Here is a 13,303-nt window from a genome sequence, read left to right on the forward strand (position 1 = left end):
TTGATGGTTCGGTGGGATCAGTTGCCCCTCACCCTTTGAGGGTGAGGGGCAAGGGCACTACTTCACTAACTGTTTGGTCATCTCCAGCAGCTGGCGAACATCGGCCGGGCGGGTGTTGCCGCTGGCCTTATCGATAATCGAGCTGTAGATATGCGGGATGATTTTGCTCACCCCGACATCAAGGGCGATTTTCAGGATCTCGCTGTAGTTTTCCAGATCGATACCGCCGGTCGGCTCCAGCCAGAAATCGTGCGCGGCGCAGGCTTTGGCCACCGCCTCGAACTCGTCGCGGTGCTTCAGGCCGCCCATCGGGAAGTATTTGATGGAGCTGCCGCCCATATCTTTTAACAGCGCGATGGCGGTTTCCAGCGGCACAATCCCATCCGCCGCGCCGCTGCTCAGCGGGCCGGTGGAGATCTTCACCATCCCCGGGGTACCGGTGGGCGAAACCAGGCCGTTGACCACCGTCTCGTTTTGCCCGAGCAGCGCGCGGCTGGTGGCCACGCCGGTGAAGACCTGGTTGACGTGCTGCGGCTGCACCTGGCGAGAAATCTCGCTCACCATCGCCGACTGATTCGGATCCCCCGCGCCCAGCCCGACGGAGAGGGCGTTATCAATCAGCTTCGCGTAGTCGCGCATATCGGCCACCGCGCTGGCGACGTCCGGGTAATTTTTGGAGAGCACGCCGACCAGGACATGACCTTCCGCCGCGTCGTAGATTTCCCGAGCGTTGTCTTTGCTGCCCGCCAGGACGTTCAGGCACACGCGGTCACGGTAAAAGTTTGGGGTCAGTTTCATGCTTGTTTCTCCTTGTGCAGAACTTCCGCGATGCGACGGGCGACCACCGCCAGCTGCTGTGCGTTAACGCTGCGGACATCGGCTTCGATAATGCCTTCATTCGCTTTATAGCCGCGGAAGTAGATGGCGTATTCGCCTTGCTTCAGCGCGTTAACCAGATCGCCGGTCTTCACGCCGGTCACCGCTTCGTCGAATTTGATTTCGGCGCGGGCGATATCGCGGCCGGCGCTGTCCCATACCACACGGGCAGTGACGCCGTCGAGGGTGTTGAGCTGTTCGATAAACGGCGTCATCTTCGTCACCATCTCCTCACCGCTCTCTTTGCTCGCCGTCAGGTAGTGTTCAATGGCGCAGGTCAGGCCGAGGATCCCCTCTTTACCCACTTTCATCGCCCGGCCAATGCCCATCGACTGGCGTTTAACCCACTCAACGTACTGCGTTTTGCCGATCACCAGCCCGCTGGTCGGCCCTTCAATCGCTTTCGCGCCGCTGTAGATCACCAGGTCGGCGCCCATGCGGTAGTAGCCCTGCAGATCTTCCTCCGCCGCCGCGTCGACGATCAGCGGTAAATGATGCTGACGCGCCACTTCCGCGGCCTGCGCCACGTTGAGCATGCTTTTCTGCACACAGTGGTGGGATTTGATGTAGAGGATCGCCGCGGTGCGCGGGGTGATCGCCGCCGCCAGCTGTTGGGCAGAACATTCGTTGGCGTAGCCCGCTTCCACCAGCTTACCGCCGCCCAGCGCCACCATGGTGCCAACCGGGGCACCGAAGTTGACGTTGTGGCCCTTCGGCAACACGATTTCGTTATTTTCAATCGGCGTGACGTGCAGATTTTCCAGCAGCCAGTCGCTGTCTTTCACCAGCACCGCCGCTACCGACTGGGCAATCCCTGCCGACGCGCAGGAGACAACGGTCGCCCCTTCCACGTCCAGCAGTCTCGCGATGTACTCACCGGTCTTATTCACCAGGTCTTTCATTTCAAAGTACTGGTTCATACCGGCCATCGCGGCTTCCACCACTTCCGGGCGCGGCGTGGAGACGCCCAGCGCCGTCATCCGGCCGGAAGTGTTAATTACTTGTTTTAAACGGTATTTTTCAAAAATCGAAGGCATGTTCCGCGCTCCCTTGTTCGGTCAGATAGCCTTTGCCCGCGCGGATCGCGGCCAGCGGCACCAGAATGTTGTCTGCCTGGAGGCTCTCTTTTTCGGCATCCACCAGCAGCGTTGGCTGGCGCTCCAGGCGAAATAGCGTTAGATCGGCGTCGAAACCCACTTCCAGCCGCCCTTTACGCGACAGGCGCAGCCCCTCGGCGGCGCTGACGGTCACGCAGTCAATCACCTGCGGCAGGGTCATGCCGATAGCGAGGAATTTCGACATCACCAGCGCCAGCGAACGTACCGGGCCGTCGATGCGGTTGCGGCAGTAAATATCCGAGCTGATGGTGTGCGGCAGAATGCCCAGCGCAATCGCCCGGCGCGCCACTTCAAAGCTGAAGCTGGCGGTACCGTGGCCGACGTCAAGGCGCACGCCGCGGTGCAGGGCGCGGGTAATCGAACTGCGCAGTTCGCCGGCAGGATTCAGAATGCGGTTCGGCTTGCCGTTATAGCAGTGGGTAATGATGTCGCCGCGACTCAACAGCTCGGCAATTTCATCGAGGTTCGGCGGATTATTGCCGATGTGTACTATCAGCGGCAGATCGCCGTTTTCCTGCTGCATAGTCTTGGCGCGCGCCAGCGGCGTAATGCCGTTTTCCCCCACCACGCTGCTGCTCATCCGCGCCTTCAGGCCGACGATAAAGTCGGGATGGCGCTGCACCGCCTGCTTCACCGCCTCGGCGTCGATATTGGCCACAATGGCCAGTTCGTTCTGGGCAATCAGCCCGACGCGGGAAATATTGAGCAGGGCATAGACTTCCGTCACCGCTTTGCGGGTTAACTGGTAGAAGTCGTCCACATCGTCGGCGCCGGTGCTGCCAGCATCAATCACGGTGGTGACGCCGGTGGCGATGCCGACGCTGTCCGGCTCATCGTGATATATCGGCGAATTCGGGTAGCAGTGAACGTGGGAGTCAATCCAGCCGGCGCTGACGTAGCTGTTGCCCTGCAGATCGATGGTTTTACGGGAGGGCGCGCTAATCTCGCCCAGCGCCGCGATTTTCCCGTCCTGAATGGCGATATCAGTCAGGGTATCGTCGACGAGGCGCGCGCGGCGCAGGAGTAAATCAAACATAGCTATCTCCTGATGAAAGAGTGAATCTGTTGCCGGATGGCGGCGTACCGCCTTATCCGGCCTACACATCGCGCTGACCTGTAGGCCCGATAAGCGCAGCGCCATCGGGCGATTAGCTAATCGCCACCGGGAAGATCGAGCCAAGGATCATCGCGCCGAGGATGGCGCCGCCGGTGATCGGTTTCTGCCAGATATAGAACAGCAGTGCGCCAACCAGCGAGCCGATCCCGATAGGAATCGAGGCGGTCATTGCGCTGAGGATAATCAACGGCCCCAGGAAGCGGCCGGAGGCGTTACCTGCGCCCATCATCACGTCGGCGCCGTAGGTGGAGTCGCTTTGGTTGATGGTGAACTTACGCGCCAGAATAATGATGTAGCCCACCGCCAGGCCGAGGATCAGGCCGGTTGCCAGCGAGGCGGCGAAGTTCGCCACCGGGAAGACAAAGCCCGCGCCGAGCAGCAGCGCCGGGACGCCAAGACCGATCCCGGTCTGAATAGCGCCGCCGATATCGAGGATCCCCACCAGCGACCCTTCGATGATGCGGGCGAACAGGAAGCTGGCGCCAAACGCCGCCACCGCGCCGTAAACGCCGGTATCAATCCCCGACTTCAGCATCGCCACGAAGGCGACTTCGTTAAAGGCGCCGATGCCGTACAGGTAGTACATGTGGGTCCCGGCGAAGACGCCGGAGGAGAGCAGGCCAACGAAGATCGGGAACGACCAGTCGGCATACCAAAAACCTTTATTCTGTTCCATTATCAGGCTCCCGTTATTTGCCGCTGAGTGAGTTGTGGATCATGTCCAGCCAGTTCGGCACGGTCAGATGGAAGGATTCGATCATCTTCATGTCGAAGCCGCGGAAGAAACCGCTGAGGACGAACAGGGCGACAATGGCCACCATCATCACTTTGGTGACCCGGTTCCAGCCGCTCTCTTCAACGCCTTTGCCGATCAGAATACCCAGCACCAGCCCCGGTACGGCGTTGCCCATAATCAGCTGCGCCGCGCCGCCGAAGATGGTCGCCCAGAAGCCTGATTTTTTACCGGCGTCGATCGCCGCCAGCCAGAAGATCACCGGCATCACGGTGTTCACCAGCAGGTTTGCCGCCGGCACCAGTACCTTAACCGCGGTCACCTGCAGCGCTTCCGGTACGGACGAGGCGGTAAGGTTGAGGAAGGCGACGACAATCATGCCGATGATGCCGCAGGAGATGGCCATTTTTTTCGGATCGTGCAGCGTTTCGCCGACGTTACGATTTTTCAGCATCAGCGCCGCCGCGCCCCAGTTGGGGATAATGCGGTGGTCAACATCCTGGGTGAAGGAGCCTGCTGCAACGGAAGAGGCCCAGGCGTTAAAGAAGAAACCGAGGCCAAAGGAGAAGTGGGAAGCCGGATCGCCCTCACAGGAGTTTAGCTCGCCCAGGGTTCGAAACGCCCCCATCCCCTGGGTGGTAGGGGCATGAAACATGCGTGCCGCTCCGGCGCCCACGCCGACGCCGACCAGGCCGCCGATGATAAGCGATTTTATTAAAATTATCAGGAACATAGTCAGACCCTTTGCTAACAATCAGGTTTGCGTGACGAAATCCACTTTATCGAGATCGATGGCGGTCACGTTGACGGTGACGTCCAGCTCCACGCTGTAGGTCCGTCGTTCACGGCGCAAAAAGAAAAACAGGAAGGCCTCTTTTCGTACCGCTTCGCGCGCATGAACAACCGTCACGTCCTGTGGCTCAATACGCAGCAGAATGTGCGATGAGGTTTTCATCACCGCAGCCTGCACATGGTTCAGGGCATCGGCGAAGGCCCGTGATTTGCTTTCGCCTTTGCCGGCAACCCTCACCGTGGTGGTGAATTGCTCTTTCATACTTATGCGCCGTATTTCTTTTTCCAGGCTTCTACCAGGCGCTCGCCCAGCTCTTCTTTATCCATAAAGCCGAAGCCCAGCACGTTGCAGCCTTCGTTGATGGCGGTGACGCCCTCTTCAACAGAACGCATGCCGTATTTCGCTTTGTAGCCGTATTTGGTCTGGGCGGTGATGGCGCCGGCGCCGCCGCTGCCGCAGAAAGAGATGCCGAAGGTGGCGTTTTCCGCTTTCATCATGTCGCCAAGCTTCATGTCGGCAGCAACGCCAGGGACGACCACTGCGCGTGCGCCGGCTTTCTCTGCGCCTGCGGCGACCTTTTGGCCTTTACCCAGACGGTCGCCAATAACTACGGTGATTTGTTCCATGTTTTGCTCCTTACAGGTTTTCTTTTGCGACTTCGAAGTGGACGGAGAGCAGCCAGGCCTCTTCATCAGGCAGGTTGCCGAACTGCGCGACCACTTCGCGGGCCAACGTCATTGAATCTGGTGAAATCTCTTCGAACAGGCTGGCATCCACTTCCGGCAGCGGTTCGCCGCTGATTGACCGGTGGGCCATCGCCCGCACGTGGGAAGTCAGCATTTGCTCCTGAACGTCGTTAGGGACGATGCCGTGACGGCTTAACAGGGCAAAAACCTGCTGCAGCATCTTGTCAGCCAGGCGTTCGGTCTGCGCTGCCTGCTCCCCTACGTCGTGTATTACCGCTCCGTTATTCACTTCTGATACCCCGCTGATGTCTCTGGGAATCAAAGTAGCGCCGGGGGGTGGGAGTTTGTAGCGAGTTGTTTTCCACTTCGAAGTGGAAAGGGAGACGGCAGGCGTGATCGACACCACATATTCACTGGAAAAATGAAAAAACAGCAATTATGGCGTGAGACGTATCACAACAATGCGCGCGAATGAGCCGCCCGCGGCTGCGGAAAGGGCGGAAAAAGAAAAGGGAAAAATGTGATACAGGTAGGTTTTCAGGCGGGAGACATCGGCTGATGCCTCCCGAAAAGAACAGTTAGCGGTACTTCTTATGGTAGGTGTTGCGGGTGGTTTTAAACTCCTCCGCGGCGGCCTGCGCCTCTTTCACCTTGCCTTCATTCGCCAGCTTCAGCGCGCCGTCGATCTGGCCGATCAGAATATCCAGACCGTGACGGTAATCTTTCATCTCAGCGCTGTCGGCCGCTTTGCCTTCCAGCTTCGGCGGGGTCTCTTTCTGGGCATCAACCGCGGCGGTACGCATCTTATTCAGCGCCGCTTTCAGCTCGCCGGCGTCAGAGGTTTTCTGTACCACTTGCAGGTTTTCTGCCAGAGTGTCCATGTCTTCGCCCAGGTCGGCGAAGGCCGACGCTGAACCGAGCGCAAAAGCAGAGACAGCCAGCATCGCTAACAGTTTTTTACGCATTGCTCACTTCCTTTTTATTATTTAAGCAAACAGGTGTTATTGTCCGGCGATTTTCATCTCCGGCAGCAGCACAGAACCACACTGAATGTTGCTGCGCGTTTCAATATCATCGCCAATGGTCACGATATTACGCCACATTTCTTTCAGATTTCCTGCAATGGTGATCTCACTGACAGGATATTGAATTTCGCCGTTTTCTACCCAGAAGCCGGATGCGCCGCGTGAGTAGTCGCCGGTGACGCCACTGACACCCTGCCCCATCAGTTCGGTAACCACAAGACCGGTGCCCATCTCTTTAAGCATCTTTGCAAAACTCAGGCCGCGGCCGTTAATGCGCCAGTTGTGGATGCCCCCGGCGTGGCCGGTGCTTTTCATCCCCAGCTTACGCGCCGAGTAGTTGGTCAGCAGCCACTGGGTCAGTACGCCGTCTTTGATGATGTCACGACGCTCAGTGCGCACGCCTTCGCTGTCGAACGGCGTGGAGGCCAGCCCTTTCAGCAGGTGCGGATGCTCTTCAATGGTCAGCCACTCCGGCAAAATTTGTTTGCCCAGCGAATCGAGCAGGAAGGTGGATTTGCGGTATACCGAACCACCGGCAATCGCTCCGACCAGGTGGCCAAACAGCCCGGTCGCCACTTCGTTGGCGAAAATCACCGGCGCCTTCATGGTCGACAGCTTACGCGGCGCCAGGCGCGACAGGGTGCGGCGGGCGCACTCTTCCCCGACCCATTCCGGGGATTGCAGATCCTCGATTGCCCGGCCAATGGTGTAGGCGTAGTCGCGTTCCATATCGCCGTCATCTTCCGCAATGACGCAGCTGGAGAGCGAATGGCGAGTCGAGCAGTAGCTTTGCAGCATGCCATGGCTGTTGCCGAACACTTTGATGCCATAGTGGCTGTTAAAGCTGCCGCCTTCGGTGTTGGTGATGCGTTTATCGGCCTTCAGCGCCGCTTGCTCCGCGCGGGCGGCCAGTTCAATGGCGTCGTCCGGGGAGACCTCCGCCGGGTGGAACAGGTCCAGATCCGGGGCGTCAAAGGCCAGCAGCTCTTTATCGGCCACGCCGGCAAACGGGTCCGGGGAGGTATAGCGCGCGATATCCAGCGCCGCCTGCACGGTACGGGCGATGGCGTCCGGGCTGAGATCGGTGGAAGAGGCGCTGCCCTTGCGGTTCTGGTGGTAAACCGTGATGCCTAACGCCCCATCGCTATTGAATTCTACATTCTCCACTTCGCCATAGCGGGTGCTGACGCCGATGCCTGTCGTTTTGCTGACGGAGACTTCTGCGCCATCGGATTTACCTGCCGCCAGTTCCAGCGCCGTGGTCACGGCCTCTTCCAGCGTCTTACGTTGCTGGGCAACTTGAGAGATCACTTTCATTGCTAATGCCATAATGTAAGAAGGAGTTAACTGAAGTCTAACAGAGAACCGTTTTTCAGTGCGCGCCTTAACTGGTAACATTAGCCTCTTTTTTTAAGGAGCCTGAGATGACAAAGCAGCCCGAAGACTGGCTCGACGACGTTCCCGGTGATGATATCGAGGATGAAGACGATGAAATTATCTGGGTCAGTAAGAGTGAAATTAAGCGCGACGCGGAAGAACTGAAGCGTCTTGGCGCTGAACTCGTTGACCTGGGGAAAAACGCGCTGGATAAAATTCCGCTGGATACTGACCTGCGCGACGCCATCGAACTCGCCCAGCGAATCAAAAAAGAGGGTCGCCGCCGCCAGCTGCAGCTTATCGGTAAGATGCTGCGCAATCGCGATGTCGATCCGATTCGTCAGGCGCTGGATAAGCTAAAAAACCGCCACAACCAGCAGGTTGCGCTGTTCCACAAGCTGGAGCAGATTCGTGACCGACTGATTGACGACGGGGATGACGCCGTAGCTGAAGTGCTGAACCTGTGGCCAGATGCTGACCGTCAGCAGCTGCGTTCCCTGATCCGCAATGCGAAGAAAGAGAAAGAAGGCAACAAACCGCCGAAATCCGCGCGCCTGATCTTCCAGTATCTGCGCGAACTGGCGGAAAACGAAGGCTAATTCCCGCCGCTTTTGCCGCACAAGTCACCCGGATGGCGGCGCGCTGCGCCTTATCCGGGCTACTCCGCTGTTTCCGGCGTTGTGCCGGATGGCGGCTACGCCTTATCCGGCCTACGAAAGGCTGCTGAACCTGAGTTATCAAACAGTTGCTCAACTCCGTAGGCCCGCGCAAGCGCAGCGCCGCCGGGCAAACTGTATCCGGCGCCGTTTCCGGCGTTGTACCGGATGGCGGCTACGCCTTATCCGGCCTACCTTCCCCAGCTACAACGCCAACATCGCGCCAGCAGGGGGTTCCCGCTGCATCTCCTGAGTCCCCCTAATCCGCACAACGATACTTTTGTTTATTGCCTCACCACCGCTGAATCGTTAAAGCTAAAAGCAATGCAGATCACATCTTGTGGTGATAATTAATCATGCCTTAGCACAATAATACGACACTTATCGCATTTAACATCTTCAAAACGGCCACTTTCTCACCAGGTGAGGCGCTTCACATTTTAATCACCCCCATGCCGGTAGATTTCACACGTCAATGACACAATCGATTCAGCAAAAGGGAATAAAAATGAAAAAGACATTGGTTCTGACGGCTATCGCTCTGCTGGTTTCTGGCTCCGCCGCGGCAAAAACATGGGTGCTGACGAGTGCTGAAGAGGGCATGGATAAAGGAAACTGGCAGATCAGCAGCGATCAGCTGAAGGTGAAAGACCATACGTTCAGCATTGAGCAAAAAGTCCTGCACGGCGGCAAGCAGGAAGGCAGCAAAATCCTCACCATTCGCAGTAAAGACGGCCTGACCATCACCCTCAGCCCGACGCGGGGCATGAACTTGCTGCGAGTGGAAGGCTTCGGCAGCCGGATGGGCTGGGATTCGCCGGTCAAAGAGGTTGTTAACCCGGCGTTTATCAACCTGGAGAGCCGCAACGGACTCGGCTGGCTGGAAGGGTTCAACGAGATGATGGTCCGCTGCGGCTATGAGTGGACCGGCCATCCAGTCACCGCGGACGGGCAAATTTATACCCTGCACGGCAAGGCCGGCAACACGCCGGCCTCCCTGGTGGAGGTTGAGGTGGCCGACAGCGCGCCGTATGAAATTCGCGTCCGCGGGCTGGTGAAAGAGAGCACCTTCAAAAAAGCCGATCTGCAGACCATGACCGAGCTGCGCTATATCCCGGGCAGTAACAGCTTCAGCCTGCACGATGTCTTAACCAATCACGCCGACTATCCGCATGATTATCAGATCATCTACCACAGCAACTTCGGTACCCCGATCCTCGAAGAAGGCGCACGTTTCCTCGCCCCGATGTCCAGCATCAGCCCGTTCAATGATTACGCCAAGAGCGGGTTAAAAACCTGGCAAACCTATCAGGGACCGACCAAAGACTTTGACGAGATGGTATTTAATATTCAGCCGCTGGCCGATGAAAATCACCAGACGCTGGCCGCCGTGGTCAACAAAGCGGGCGATAAAGGAGCCTCCATTCAGTTCGACACCCGCCAGCTGCCGGTCCTGACGCTGTGGAAAAACACCGACACCGTCAAACAGGGTTACGTCACCGGTATCGAGCCGGGGACCAGCTACGCCTATCCGGTGACCATTGAACGCGAGCAAAAACGCGTGAAGCAGCTGCAGCCGGGCGCCAGCGCGCAGTTTGATCTGACCTACACCTTGCTGCACGACAGCGCCCAGGTGGCCGCCGTCGAGCAGAAGATCGCGCAGATTCAGGGCGACAATAAAGTGGTGGAGAACGAAACGCCGATCGCCAAAGAGTAAAAATACCCCCAGCCGAACGCCCGGAGCGGTACGCCGCGCCGGGCTACTCCCGCCCCATCACCTCGTGCCCGAGATCCCGGGCAAACTGCTGGTACTGTCGCTCATCGATCGGCTGCGGATAGCTCAGCACCAGCAGCTCATGATCCGCGATGCCCTGATGATAGGTGGGATGACGATGCGCCCAGGGGTTAGCGTGAAATCCCATCGACTGATAAAAGCGCAGTCGTTTATGGGCGATCTCGCTGGTGAGCGGATCGATTTCCAGAATAGTCAGCGGGGCGCGCGTCAGGATCTGCGCCAGCAGCTGTTTACCATAGCCACGGGAGCGCAGCGTATCGTCGATCGCCAGATGTTCGACATAACCGTAGCCGGCAAACAGCCAGCAGCCGCTGAGGCCGATAAATACGTTCTCATCGAACCACGCCTCCAGCGCGTAGTGCGGGTGGCTCAGCGCCTGAAGTTTGGCCTCGCTTTCGCGCTGCTCGTGCCACGGAAAGGCGCGTGCGTAGAGCGCGTCCAGCATGGCGAAATGGGGCGAGTCGGTAGTTAGTACGCTTTCGCAGGTCAGCATCACACCCTCCCTGTTGGTAAAAACAAAACTGCCCTCACGCGGAGGGCAGTGACCGGAGGCGCTCGGGCTTACTCTGCCGCGGCCGCTTTTTGCGCCAGCTTATCCAGCAGCTTTTGATGAATGCCGCCGAAGCCGCCGTTGCTCATCACCAGGATATGGTCGCCAGGATGGGCGGTTTTGACCACCATCTCCGCCAGGGTATCGACGTCGGCGCTCCAGTGGGCCGGCTGGACGCAGGCTTCCGCCACTTCCGCTACCTGCCATGGAATATGCTGCGGCTGCAGGAGGAACACTTCATCGGCGCGGCCAAGGGACGGCGCCAGATCGTCCTTGCAGACGCCCATTTTCATGGTATTAGAGCGCGGCTCCAGCACGGCGAGAATGCGCGCGGTGCCGCCCACTTTGCCGCGCAGCGCCTGCAGCGTGGCGAGGATCGCCGTCGGATGATGAGCGAAATCGTCATACACGGTGACGCCGTTGGCTTCGCCGCGCAGCTCCAGACGACGGCGGGCGTTGATAAAGCTGCCCAGCGCGTTCGCGGCATCCGCCGGCAGTACCCCGACGTGACGCGCCGCGGCAATGGCCATCAGGCCGTTATGCATATTATGTTCGCCGACCAGCGCCCACTTCACCTCGCCGACCTTTTCGCCGTCAAACAGCACTTCCCACTGCGAGGCGTCGGCGTTCAGCTTCTTCGCCTGCCAGTGGCCCTGCTCGCCCACCAGCTCCTGCTCGCTCCAGCAGCCCATCGCCATCACCTGCTTCAGGTTGATGTCGTTCTCCGGCAGGATAATTTTGCCTTTGCCCGGCACGATGCGCACCAGATGGTGGAACTGCTTCTGAATCGCCTTCAGGTCGTCAAAGATATCCGCGTGGTCGAACTCAAGGTTGTTAAGGATCAGCGTCCGCGGGCAGTAGTGAACAAATTTGGAGCGCTTGTCGAAGAAGGCGCAGTCGTATTCATCCGCTTCAATGACGAAGAACGGGCTGTCGCCCAGGCGCGCAGAGACGTCGAAATTGCCCGGAACGCCGCCAATAACGAAGCCCGGCTGGTAACCGCAGGCTTCAAGGATCCAGGTCGCCATGCCGGCGGTGGTGGTTTTGCCGTGGGTCCCGGCGACGGCCAGCACCCAGCGATCGCGCAGCACGAAGTCGTGCAGCCACTGCGGGCCGGACATATAGGGAATATTGTTTTCCAGCACCGCTTCAACGCACGGGTTGCCGCGAGTCATGGCGTTACCGATGATCACCAGGTCCGGCCGGGGCTCCAGCTGGCTGGGGTCATAGCCCTGAATTAAATCAATCCCCTGGTTTTCCAGCAGGGTGCTCATCGGCGGATAGACGTTAGCATCCGACCCCGTTACCTCATGACCGAGGGAGCGCGCCAGCATGGCCAGGCCCCCCATAAACGTGCCACAGATTCCTAAAATATGAATGCGCATTCGTCATTTCCTTCTCTTATCCGGGGCACATTTTACCCATATCCCGGGCCCTGGCGAAATGCATTTCAGGCGAATCTGTATTTTGCTGGCGCGATTCACCAGTGCGCACTTTTTTGATTCTTTGTTAAGATTGTTGCGTTCGTTTTACTCAACATAAAAATGCAGGGAACGAGTTATGAAAACGTTAGGTGAGTTTATTGTTGAAAAGCAGCACGAGTTCTCCCACGCCACCGGTGAGCTGACTGCTTTGTTGTCAGCAATAAAGCTGGGCGCCAAGATCATCCACCGCGATATCAACAAGGCCGGTCTGGTCGATATCCTGGGTGCCAGCGGTGCTGAAAACGTTCAGGGCGAGGTTCAGCAAAAACTCGATCTGTTCGCTAATGAAAAATTAAAAGCCGCACTGCGAGCACGCGATATTGTTGCCGGGATCGCCTCTGAAGAAGAAGATGAGATTGTCGTCTTCGAAGGGTGTGAACACGCCAAATACGTGGTGCTGATGGACCCCCTGGATGGCTCCTCTAACATCGACGTTAACGTCTCTGTCGGTACGATCTTCTCTATCTATCGCCGTGTGACGCCTGTTGGCACGCCGGTGACAGAAGAAGATTTCCTGCAGCCGGGAAACAAGCAGGTGGCAGCGGGCTATGTGGTCTATGGCTCTTCGACAATGCTGGTGTATACCACCGGCTGCGGCGTCCACGCCTTCACCTATGACCCGTCCCTCGGCGTCTTCTGTCTGTGCCAGGAGCGCATGCGCTTCCCGGAGAAGGGCAATACCTACTCCATTAACGAAGGCAACTACATCAAATTCCCGCAGGGCGTGAAGAAGTACATTAAGTACTGCCAGGAAGAAGACAAAGCGACTCAGCGTCCTTATACCTCACGCTATATCGGCTCTCTGGTGGCGGACTTCCACCGCAACCTGCTGAAAGGCGGCATCTACCTCTATCCAAGCACCGCCAGCCACCCGGATGGTAAGCTGCGCCTGCTGTATGAATGCAACCCGATGGCCTTCCTTGCCGAACAGGCGGGCGGTAAGGCCAGCGATGGTAAAGAGCGTATTCTGGATATTGTTCCGGAAAGCCTGCACCAGCGCCGCTCCTTCTTCGTCGGCAACAACCACATGGTGGAAGACGTCGAGAACTTTATTAAGTCGTTCCCGGACGCCTAAACGCCCTGCCCGCTCCTC

General features: G+C 58.2%; 15 protein-coding genes. 3 read left to right on the plus strand and 12 right to left on the minus strand.

Annotated elements, in window-relative coordinates; translation table 11 throughout:
* Positions 1–57 precede the first annotated feature (57 nt).
* From dagF to pmbA, 10 genes are all read right to left on the minus strand, one after another.
* The gene (gene dagF / locus ACLH1I_RS18595) at positions 58–798 is read right to left on the minus strand and encodes a 2-dehydro-3-deoxy-phosphogluconate aldolase (protein ID WP_049003745.1); all 741 of its coding nucleotides are present in this window, start codon (positions 796–798) and stop codon (positions 58–60) included.
* Positions 795–1,913, minus strand: coding sequence for a DgaE family pyridoxal phosphate-dependent ammonia lyase (locus ACLH1I_RS18600; RefSeq protein WP_151629309.1), 1,119 nt, complete (start codon positions 1,911–1,913; stop codon positions 795–797). The genes dagF and ACLH1I_RS18600 overlap by 4 nt, the downstream gene beginning before the upstream one ends.
* A complete protein-coding gene (locus ACLH1I_RS18605; protein WP_198079903.1) occupies positions 1,897–3,030 on the minus strand; it encodes an amidohydrolase/deacetylase family metallohydrolase in 1,134 nt (377 codons plus the stop codon). Before ACLH1I_RS18605 ends, ACLH1I_RS18600 begins: the two co-directional genes overlap by 17 nt.
* A 112-nt stretch (positions 3,031–3,142) precedes the next feature.
* Positions 3,143–3,787 carry a DUF4310 family protein gene (locus ACLH1I_RS18610; protein ID WP_004206504.1) on the minus strand — a complete coding sequence of 215 codons (645 nt, stop codon included), beginning with the start codon at positions 3,785–3,787 and terminating at the stop codon, positions 3,143–3,145.
* Between the two features lie 13 nt (positions 3,788–3,800).
* On the minus strand, positions 3,801–4,577 hold the full coding sequence (locus ACLH1I_RS18615) for a DUF4311 domain-containing protein (protein WP_002886897.1): 777 nt from the start codon (positions 4,575–4,577) through the stop codon (positions 3,801–3,803).
* 21 nt (positions 4,578–4,598) lie between these two features.
* A complete protein-coding gene (locus ACLH1I_RS18620) occupies positions 4,599–4,898 on the minus strand; it encodes a DUF4312 family protein (RefSeq protein ID WP_004206503.1) in 300 nt (99 codons plus the stop codon).
* Positions 4,899–4,900: 2 nt separating this feature from the next.
* On the minus strand, positions 4,901–5,263 hold the full coding sequence (locus tag ACLH1I_RS18625) for an SFCGS family glycine-rich protein (protein WP_004206501.1): 363 nt from the start codon (positions 5,261–5,263) through the stop codon (positions 4,901–4,903).
* 10 nt (positions 5,264–5,273) lie between these two features.
* Positions 5,274–5,612 (minus strand): PRD domain-containing protein, encoded by a 339-nt coding sequence (locus ACLH1I_RS18630; protein ID WP_004206500.1) that lies wholly within the window; start codon positions 5,610–5,612, stop codon positions 5,274–5,276.
* Positions 5,613–5,901: 289 nt separating this feature from the next.
* The gene (gene cybC, locus ACLH1I_RS18635; protein ID WP_002886893.1) at positions 5,902–6,288 is read right to left on the minus strand and encodes a cytochrome b562; all 387 of its coding nucleotides are present in this window, start codon (positions 6,286–6,288) and stop codon (positions 5,902–5,904) included.
* Between the two features lie 36 nt (positions 6,289–6,324).
* Complete coding sequence (gene pmbA, locus ACLH1I_RS18640; protein ID WP_151629305.1) at positions 6,325–7,677, minus strand: metalloprotease PmbA; 1,353 nt, start codon at positions 7,675–7,677, stop codon at positions 6,325–6,327.
* Positions 7,678–7,772: 95 nt separating this feature from the next.
* Between pmbA and yjgA the strand changes: the two genes are divergently transcribed.
* Both yjgA and ACLH1I_RS18650 read left to right on the plus strand, forming a co-directional pair.
* Positions 7,773–8,324: a ribosome biogenesis factor YjgA gene (yjgA, locus tag ACLH1I_RS18645; protein ID WP_004206498.1), complete on the plus strand. Its 552-nt coding sequence runs from the start codon at positions 7,773–7,775 to the stop codon at positions 8,322–8,324.
* Positions 8,325–8,889: 565 nt separating this feature from the next.
* The gene (locus tag ACLH1I_RS18650; RefSeq protein WP_017900577.1) at positions 8,890–10,098 is read left to right on the plus strand and encodes an aldose 1-epimerase family protein; all 1,209 of its coding nucleotides are present in this window, start codon (positions 8,890–8,892) and stop codon (positions 10,096–10,098) included.
* Positions 10,099–10,141: 43 nt separating this feature from the next.
* On the opposite strand, the gene ACLH1I_RS18655 is transcribed toward ACLH1I_RS18650, so the two are convergent.
* A complete protein-coding gene (locus ACLH1I_RS18655) occupies positions 10,142–10,669 on the minus strand; it encodes a GNAT family N-acetyltransferase (RefSeq protein ID WP_017900578.1) in 528 nt (175 codons plus the stop codon).
* A gap of 68 nt (positions 10,670–10,737) precedes the next feature.
* A complete protein-coding gene (gene mpl, locus ACLH1I_RS18660) occupies positions 10,738–12,111 on the minus strand; it encodes a UDP-N-acetylmuramate:L-alanyl-gamma-D-glutamyl-meso-diaminopimelate ligase (protein ID WP_004206494.1) in 1,374 nt (457 codons plus the stop codon).
* A gap of 175 nt (positions 12,112–12,286) precedes the next feature.
* Between mpl and fbp the strand changes: the two genes are divergently transcribed.
* Positions 12,287–13,285, plus strand: coding sequence for a class 1 fructose-bisphosphatase (gene fbp, locus ACLH1I_RS18665; RefSeq protein WP_004206493.1), 999 nt, complete (start codon positions 12,287–12,289; stop codon positions 13,283–13,285).
* The last annotated feature ends 18 nt before the right edge of the window (positions 13,286–13,303 follow it).

It is taken from the genome of Klebsiella sp. 1SOBk10mer (assembly GCF_046602535.1).
Lineage (GTDB): Bacteria > Pseudomonadota > Gammaproteobacteria > Enterobacterales > Enterobacteriaceae > Klebsiella > Klebsiella quasipneumoniae.

Excerpts from the sequence above, each read along its gene's own strand:
- dagF (WP_049003745.1), bottom strand. The coding sequence starts at position 798 with ATGAAACTGACCCCAAACTTTTACCGTGACCGCGTGTGCCTGAACGTC.
- ACLH1I_RS18600 (WP_151629309.1), bottom strand. The coding sequence starts at position 1,913 with ATGCCTTCGATTTTTGAAAAATACCGTTTAAAACAAGTAATTAACACT.
- ACLH1I_RS18605 (WP_198079903.1), bottom strand. The coding sequence starts at position 3,030 with ATGTTTGATTTACTCCTGCGCCGCGCGCGCCTCGTCGACGATACCCTG.
- ACLH1I_RS18610 (WP_004206504.1), bottom strand. The coding sequence starts at position 3,787 with ATGGAACAGAATAAAGGTTTTTGGTATGCCGACTGGTCGTTCCCGATC.
- ACLH1I_RS18615 (WP_002886897.1), bottom strand. The coding sequence starts at position 4,577 with ATGTTCCTGATAATTTTAATAAAATCGCTTATCATCGGCGGCCTGGTC.
- ACLH1I_RS18620 (WP_004206503.1), bottom strand. The coding sequence starts at position 4,898 with ATGAAAGAGCAATTCACCACCACGGTGAGGGTTGCCGGCAAAGGCGAA.
- ACLH1I_RS18625 (WP_004206501.1), bottom strand. The coding sequence starts at position 5,263 with ATGGAACAAATCACCGTAGTTATTGGCGACCGTCTGGGTAAAGGCCAA.
- cybC (WP_002886893.1), bottom strand. The coding sequence starts at position 6,288 with ATGCGTAAAAAACTGTTAGCGATGCTGGCTGTCTCTGCTTTTGCGCTC.
- pmbA (WP_151629305.1), bottom strand. The coding sequence starts at position 7,677 with ATGGCATTAGCAATGAAAGTGATCTCTCAAGTTGCCCAGCAACGTAAG.
- yjgA (WP_004206498.1), top strand. The coding sequence starts at position 7,773 with ATGACAAAGCAGCCCGAAGACTGGCTCGACGACGTTCCCGGTGATGAT.
- ACLH1I_RS18650 (WP_017900577.1), top strand. The coding sequence starts at position 8,890 with ATGAAAAAGACATTGGTTCTGACGGCTATCGCTCTGCTGGTTTCTGGC.
- ACLH1I_RS18655 (WP_017900578.1), bottom strand. The coding sequence starts at position 10,669 with ATGCTGACCTGCGAAAGCGTACTAACTACCGACTCGCCCCATTTCGCC.
- mpl (WP_004206494.1), bottom strand. The coding sequence starts at position 12,111 with ATGCGCATTCATATTTTAGGAATCTGTGGCACGTTTATGGGGGGCCTG.
- fbp (WP_004206493.1), top strand. The coding sequence starts at position 12,287 with ATGAAAACGTTAGGTGAGTTTATTGTTGAAAAGCAGCACGAGTTCTCC.